This is a genomic window from Polaromonas sp. P3_C2, from assembly GCF_056402675.1.
Genome location: NZ_JBFUGX010000219.1, coordinates 1 through 6,268, shown reverse-complemented (window position 1 = coordinate 6,268; position 6,268 = coordinate 1). Strand labels below are relative to the sequence as shown.

Here is a 6,268-nt window from a genome sequence, read left to right as displayed (position 1 = left end):
AGACACGGCCGGTCTGGTGCGCGCGCTCCAGAACCTGCCAGAAGTAGCGGTAGCTCGCGCGGTCGTGCAGCTTGCCTTCAAAACTGATGGGAGCCCAGTCTGAACGTGCGGCAGCAGCTATTATTTTTGTAGCACTTTCAATCTCACCCTCGGTGGGCGCAAAAGCCGCCAGGATAGGCCGGATCTGGTTGGGGTGGATGCTCCACATGCGGGTGTAGCCCAGTTCACGGGCGGCATGGCGTGCGGCAGAAGTCATGGCCTCAGTGTCATTGAACTCTGTGACAACACAATGTGACGGCACTTTGCCGTGGGCATGGCAAGCCGACGCGATTTCGAGCTTGGCGCGCATCACCAGGGGATGCGTGAACTGGCCGCGGCTGCTCATGCCGTCGGCGGGAATCGCGCCGCCATGCGCCGAGACAAAATCCATCAGGCCAAAACTCAACGACTGCACGCGCGGATGAGCAGCAATGTCGAAAGCGTTTCGCACCGCGAGTGGGGATTCGATCAGCACGTGCAGCGGCAGGCCGCCGGCCGATGCTGCGAGCAGAGCCTGCTCGGCCCTGACCACATCGGCAACCGATTCCACCTTGGGGACCATGATGTGTGAGAGATGGCGGGACAGCTTCCCGGCAATGACAGCCATGTCGGCCTCAAAGGCGGGGTGGTCCACCGAATGGATGCGCACCGCGACGCGTGCCTTGTCGCTGGCCAGGGCCGCCAGCGCCACGACCATCGCGGCATGGTCGGCTTCGCCGCCCACGGGTGCGCCGTCTTCGCAATCCAGCGTCACGTCAAACACGCAGGCGCCGAACTCCTCGATCATTTCGGCCTGCAGCTGCAGGCTTTTGCGCATGCGGGCTTCAACACCGCTGTAGTGATCACAAACCGGAAGAAACCCGGCTTGTGCCTGGGCACCCAGCAGAACGTCGCGCGGATGTTGGCGAGCCCCCACGCTTGTCACTTCGTGTACTACGCTGCCCCCGGAGGGGGCCGTGCTTGCTTGGGGTGGCCCTGCGCGGCGCACATCGCTCATTAATTGCTCAGAGCAGGTGCTTGACGCCGTCTTGCTCACCCTTAAGCTCGTCCAGGGTCTTGGTGATGCGTTCCTGGCTGAACGCGTCGATTTCCAGGCCTTCGACCAGTTTGTATTCGCCGTTTTCGCAGGTCACGGGGAAGCCGAACATGATGTCTTTCGGGATGCCGTACTGGCCATCGGACGGGATACCCATGGTGACCCACTTGCCGTTGGTGCCCAGGGCCCAGTCGCGCATGTGGTCGATGGCGGCGTTGGCGGCCGATGCGGCCGACGACAGGCCGCGCGCTTCAATGATGGCGGCGCCGCGCTTGCCGACGGTAGGCAGGAACACGTTGGCATTCCATTCCTGGTCGTTGATCATCTTGGCGACGCTTTCGCCCTTGATGGTGGCAAAGCGGTAGTCAGCGTACATCGTGGGCGAATGGTTGCCCCAGACGGTGAGCTTTTCAATGTCGGCCACGGCCTTGCCGGTCTTGGCGGCGATCTGGCTGGCGGCGCGGTTGTGATCCAGGCGCAGCATGGCGGTGAAGTTCTTGCGCGGCAGGTCAGGGGCGCTCTTCATGGCGATGTAGGCATTGGTGTTGGCGGGGTTGCCGACCACCAGCACCTTGACGTTGCGGCTGGCGACTGCGTTGAGCGCTTTGCCCTGGGCCGTGAAGATGGCGCCATTGACAGCCAGCAGCTCGGCACGTTCCATGCCGGGGCCGCGTGGGCGCGAACCGACCAGCAGCGCGTAGTCGGCATCCTTGAAGGCGGTCATCGGGTCGCTGTGGGCTTCCATGCCGACCAGCAGCGGGAACGCGCAGTCGTCGAGTTCCATCATCACGCCCTTGAGCGCTTTCTGCGGGCCTTCAACGGGCACTTCGAGCAATTGAAGAATGACGGGCTGGTCCTTGCCGAGCATTTCGCCGGAAGCAATGCGGAACAACAATGCGTAACCGATTTGGCCTGCTGCACCGGTGACTGCAACGCGGACGGGTTTTTTGCTCATGATAGGAGGACTCCAGGAAGTTGAAATTCGGTTGAATGAGGGATGTAGCGTGAGATGTCTGGCGCGACCCTGGAATATCTGGAAGTGATTACTAACGGGTCTTATGCTTTTACCCGTCAAAATCATCGCAAAACGGCAGGCCGCGCGCTGGCTCAGCCAAAGATTTTACGCTTGAAAAGCAGCGGGCGTCAATTTGTCTTATGTCTTATATAAGATATGATACGGCCAGCCAGAATCCACCCATGAACGCCACTCCCGCCCTACCCGCCGATGATTTTGCAGGTGCCACGCCGGCGTTCAGTCCGCTGTACCAGCAGATCAAGGCCCTGATCCTGCAAAGCCTGCAATCAGGCGAATGGAAACCAGGCGAAGCCATACCTTCCGAGATGGACCTGGCAGCGCGCTACCGCGTCAGCCAGGGCACTGTGCGTAAAGCCATCGACGAGCTGGCCACCGACAACCTGGTGGTGCGCCGCCAGGGCAAGGGCACCTTTGTTGCAACCCACGCCGAGCAACATGTCCAGTTCCGCTTTCTCAAGCTGGTCCCCGACAGTGGCACACCGGGCAGCGAAGGTCCGGCCCAACGCGACATCATCGACTGCCGGCGCGTGCGCGCCAGCGCCGAGATTGCACGCACGCTGGCCTTGCGCACCGGGGACGCCGTGCTGCAGGCCCGACGCGTGCTGAGCTTTGCCGGCACACCCACCATTCTTGAAGACATCTGGCTTCCCGCCGCGCCCTTCAAGGGCCTGACGGCCGAGCGGCTGGCTGACTACCACGGCCCCATGTATGCGCTGTTTGAGACCGAATTCAACGTTCGGATGGTTCGCGCCGAAGAGAAAATACGCGCCGAAGCAGCCACCGACGGGCGCGAGCTGCTATTAAAAGTAGAGCACGGAGCGCCGCTTTTGAGCGTGGAGCGCATCGCCTACACCTACAACGATGCCCCCATGGAGCTGCGCCGCGGCTACTACCGCACCGACACACATCACTATCACAACACCCTGAACTGAACAGCGGCAGCAGGCTCAAGGGAAACAGAAAACCCTGCCAGGCAAACCTGCCGCGGCATGGCCGCGAGAGCCCGGCGGTGCAACCCATAACAACATGACGGACGATGAAGACCCTTCAAGCCATGACACCAACGAAGCGTCAGCAGCGGCATATGCGCGCCGCTGGATTGCCGTCCGGATGGGGTGATTTGTAATCGTCATGTCAGTTACGACGACCTTCGCGCAGCAATTGCGAACTGTCGCGCCCGCAAACGCGCTTTTCCCGACAAAAATTTCCGGCCATCACCCGAAGCAGCCGGGATTGTTGCTGCATTGCAATAGAATTTCGGGTTGAGCCGCTTTGGCAGTTACAAAGCCGTTACTCAAAAACACAGAAAGCCAAGTATGTCCGAATCAGCGACAACCGTAGCGAAGAAGCGGCCCGAGTTCCGCAACATCAACGCCCTGACCGATCTCCACTCCTATCGCCTCCCCCTCGCGGGCATTGTCTCCATCCTTCACCGTATCAGCGGGTTCATCATGTTTTTGCTGATGCCCTTCATCATCTGGATGTTCGACACCTCGATCTCTTCGGAAATCTCCTTCGAGAAATTCAAGGCAGCCTTCAACGTCGGCATGCTGGGCCTTCCCGGCATCATCTGGAAGCTGGTGGCGCTGGCCCTCATCTGGGCTTACCTGCACCACTTCATCGCCGGCCTGCGCCATTTGTGGATGGACGTGAGTCACGCCGCCGTCAGCAAGGAGTTCGGCAAGTCGTCCGCCCTCTTCACGCTGGCTGTGAGCGTAGGCATCTCATTCGTGCTGGCACTCAAGCTTTTCGGCGCGTATTAATCAAGGAGCACAAAAATGGCAGTTAACTACGGCTCCAAACGCATCGTTGTCGGTGCCCACTATGGTTTGCGCGACTGGCTCGCGCAGCGCGTCACGGCCGCCCTGATGGCCCTCTTCACCGTGCTGGTCCTGGCCCAGGTCATCTTCAGCAAAGGCCCCATCGGCTACGACAAGTGGGCCGGCATCTTCTCGTCCCAGTGGATGAAGACGCTGACGTTTGTGGTCATCGTTGCCCTACTGTTGCACGTGTGGGTCGGCATGCGCGACATCTGGATGGACTACATCAAGCCAGCCTCCATCAAACTCGTTTTGAATGTTTTCACGATCGTCTGGCTGGTGGCCTGCGCCGGCTGGGGCATTCAGGTGCTGTGGCGCGTTTAAGCCGCCGCTGACCCCACAGACCCGACAAGAAGACCGACACCCCACAAAATCATGACAGCAACATCCAAACTCCCCAAGCGCAAATTTGACGTCGTCATCGTCGGTGCCGGCGGCTCCGGCATGCGCGCATCGCTGCAGCTGGCGCGCGCCGGCCTCAACGTGGCCGTGCTTTCCAAAGTGTTCCCCACCCGCTCGCACACCGTTGCAGCCCAGGGCGGCATCGGCGCATCGCTCGGCAACATGAGCGAAGACAACTGGCACTACCACTTCTATGACACCGTCAAGGGCTCCGACTGGCTCGGCGACCAGGACGCCATCGAATACATGTGCCGCGAAGCGCCCAAGGTCGTGTACGACCTCGAGCATATGGGCATGCCTTTCGACCGCAACCCCGACGGCACGATTTACCAGCGCCCCTTCGGCGGCCACACCGCCAACTACGGTGAAAAACCCGTGCAGCGCGCCTGCGCCGCGGCCGACCGCACCGGCCACGCCATGCTGCACACGCTGTACCAGCAAAACGTCAAGGAAAAAACCAGCTTTTTCGTCGAGTGGATGGCGCTGGACCTGATCCGCGACTCCGCCGGTGACGTCGTGGGCGTGACCGCCCTCGAAATGGAAACCGGCGACGTCCACATTTTTGAAGCCAAGACCACGCTGTTGGCCACCGGCGGCRCAGGGCGCATTTTTGCCGCGTCAACGAACGCCTTCATCAACACTGGCGACGGCCTGGGCATGGCAGCGCGTGCCGGCATCCCGCTGGAAGACATGGAATTCTGGCAGTTCCACCCGACCGGCGTGGCCGGCGCCGGCGTGCTGCTGACCGAAGGCTGCCGCGGCGAAGGAGCGATTCTGCGCAACAGCAATGGCGAGCGTTTCATGGAGCGTTATGCGCCCACGCTGAAAGACCTCGCGCCGCGCGACTTCGTCTCGCGCTCCATGGACCAGGAAATCAAGGAAGGCCGCGGCTGCGGCCCCAACAAGGACTACATCCTGCTGGACATGACCCATCTGGGCGTGGACGCCATCATGAAGCGCCTGCCCTCGGTGTTCGAGATCGGCCACAACTTCGCCAACGTCGACATCACCAAGGAACCTATTCCCGTGGTGCCCACCATCCACTACCAGATGGGCGGCATCCCGACCAACATCCATGGYCAGGTTGTCACGCAGGACGCCAACAACCAGAGCCAGGTGGTCAACGGCCTGTATGCGGTGGGCGAATGTTCCTGCGTCAGCGTGCACGGTGCCAACCGCCTGGGCACCAACTCGCTGCTCGACCTGCTGGTGTTCGGCAAGGCCGCCGGCAACCACATCGTCGAGTTCGCCAAGACCACCACGCACAAGCCGCTGCCGGCGGATGCCGCCGACAAGACCCTGGCCCGCATCGCGCGCCTGGACAACGCGACCGACGGCGAATACGCGCAAGACGTGGCCAACGACCTGCGCGCCGCCATGCAGCAGCATGCCGGCGTGTTCCGCACACAGGCCATCATGAACGAAGGCGTGACGAAAATTGCCGCGCTGCGTGCCCGCGTCAACAGCATCGGACTGAAGGACAAGTCGAAGATTTTCAACACCGCGCGCATCGAAGCGCTGGAAGTGGAAAACCTGATCGAAGCAGCGCAGGCCACCATCGTGTCCGCCGCGGCCCGCCAGGAAAGCCGCGGTGCGCACTCCGTCGACGATTACGGCGACACGCCCGCGCACCCGAACGGCCGCAACGACACCGACTGGCACAAGCACACGCTCTGGTACAGCGAAGGCAGCCGCCTGGCTTACAAGCCGGTGCAGATGAAACCCCTGACGGTCGATTCGGTTCCGCTCAAGACGCGTACTTTCTGAAGACGTAGCCCCTATTGCTCTGACGCCCTGCGACCCTACAAGAAGCGAGAACCCCATGACCAAACGCACCTTCAAGATCTACCGCTACGACCCGGACACCGATGCCAAGCCCTACATGCAGACCATCGAGGTGGAGCTCGACGGCCACGAGCGCATGCTTCTGGACGC

The 6,268-nt window shown here is 61.5% G+C and carries 6 protein-coding genes and 1 pseudogene; 5 read left to right on the top strand and 2 right to left on the bottom strand.

The window, feature by feature from the left end:
* Positions 1-955: HpcH/HpaI aldolase/citrate lyase family protein (locus AC1DWI_RS11020; protein WP_477724831.1), on the bottom strand; the 955-nt coding region annotated here is incomplete at its 3' end.
* Positions 956-1,043: 88 nt separating this feature from the next.
* Positions 1,044-2,030 (bottom strand): malate dehydrogenase, encoded by a 987-nt coding sequence (locus AC1DWI_RS11015; protein ID WP_477649359.1) that lies wholly within the window; start codon positions 2,028-2,030, stop codon positions 1,044-1,046.
* Positions 2,031-2,272: 242 nt separating this feature from the next.
* Here AC1DWI_RS11015 and AC1DWI_RS11010 point away from each other — a divergent pair, with 242 nt between their 5' ends.
* The 5 genes and pseudogenes from AC1DWI_RS11010 to sdhB form a co-directional block, all read left to right on the top strand.
* Positions 2,273-3,043 carry a GntR family transcriptional regulator gene (locus AC1DWI_RS11010; RefSeq protein ID WP_477671357.1) on the top strand — a complete coding sequence of 257 codons (771 nt, stop codon included), beginning with the start codon at positions 2,273-2,275 and terminating at the stop codon, positions 3,041-3,043.
* Positions 3,044-3,427: 384 nt separating this feature from the next.
* Positions 3,428-3,874, top strand: a complete 447-nt coding sequence (sdhC, locus tag AC1DWI_RS11005) for a succinate dehydrogenase, cytochrome b556 subunit (RefSeq protein ID WP_477671356.1) — start codon at positions 3,428-3,430, stop codon at positions 3,872-3,874.
* Positions 3,875-3,889: 15 nt separating this feature from the next.
* Positions 3,890-4,255 (top strand): succinate dehydrogenase, hydrophobic membrane anchor protein, encoded by a 366-nt coding sequence (gene sdhD / locus AC1DWI_RS11000; protein WP_477671355.1) that lies wholly within the window; start codon positions 3,890-3,892, stop codon positions 4,253-4,255.
* A 51-nt stretch (positions 4,256-4,306) separates the two neighbouring features.
* A complete protein-coding gene (gene sdhA, locus AC1DWI_RS10995; RefSeq protein ID WP_477724830.1) occupies positions 4,307-6,100 on the top strand; it encodes a succinate dehydrogenase flavoprotein subunit in 1,794 nt (597 codons plus the stop codon).
* Positions 6,101-6,155: 55 nt separating this feature from the next.
* Positions 6,156-6,268: pseudogene (gene sdhB, locus AC1DWI_RS10990) on the top strand (succinate dehydrogenase iron-sulfur subunit); the annotation flags it as partial.

Coding starts and splice junctions, on each gene's coding strand:
- AC1DWI_RS11015 (WP_477649359.1), bottom strand. CDS start 2,030: ATGAGCAAAAAACCCGTCCGCGTTGCAGTCACCGGTGCAGCAGGCCAA.
- AC1DWI_RS11010 (WP_477671357.1), top strand. CDS start 2,273: ATGAACGCCACTCCCGCCCTACCCGCCGATGATTTTGCAGGTGCCACG.
- sdhD (WP_477671355.1), top strand. CDS start 3,890: ATGGCAGTTAACTACGGCTCCAAACGCATCGTTGTCGGTGCCCACTAT.
- sdhC (WP_477671356.1), top strand. CDS start 3,428: ATGTCCGAATCAGCGACAACCGTAGCGAAGAAGCGGCCCGAGTTCCGC.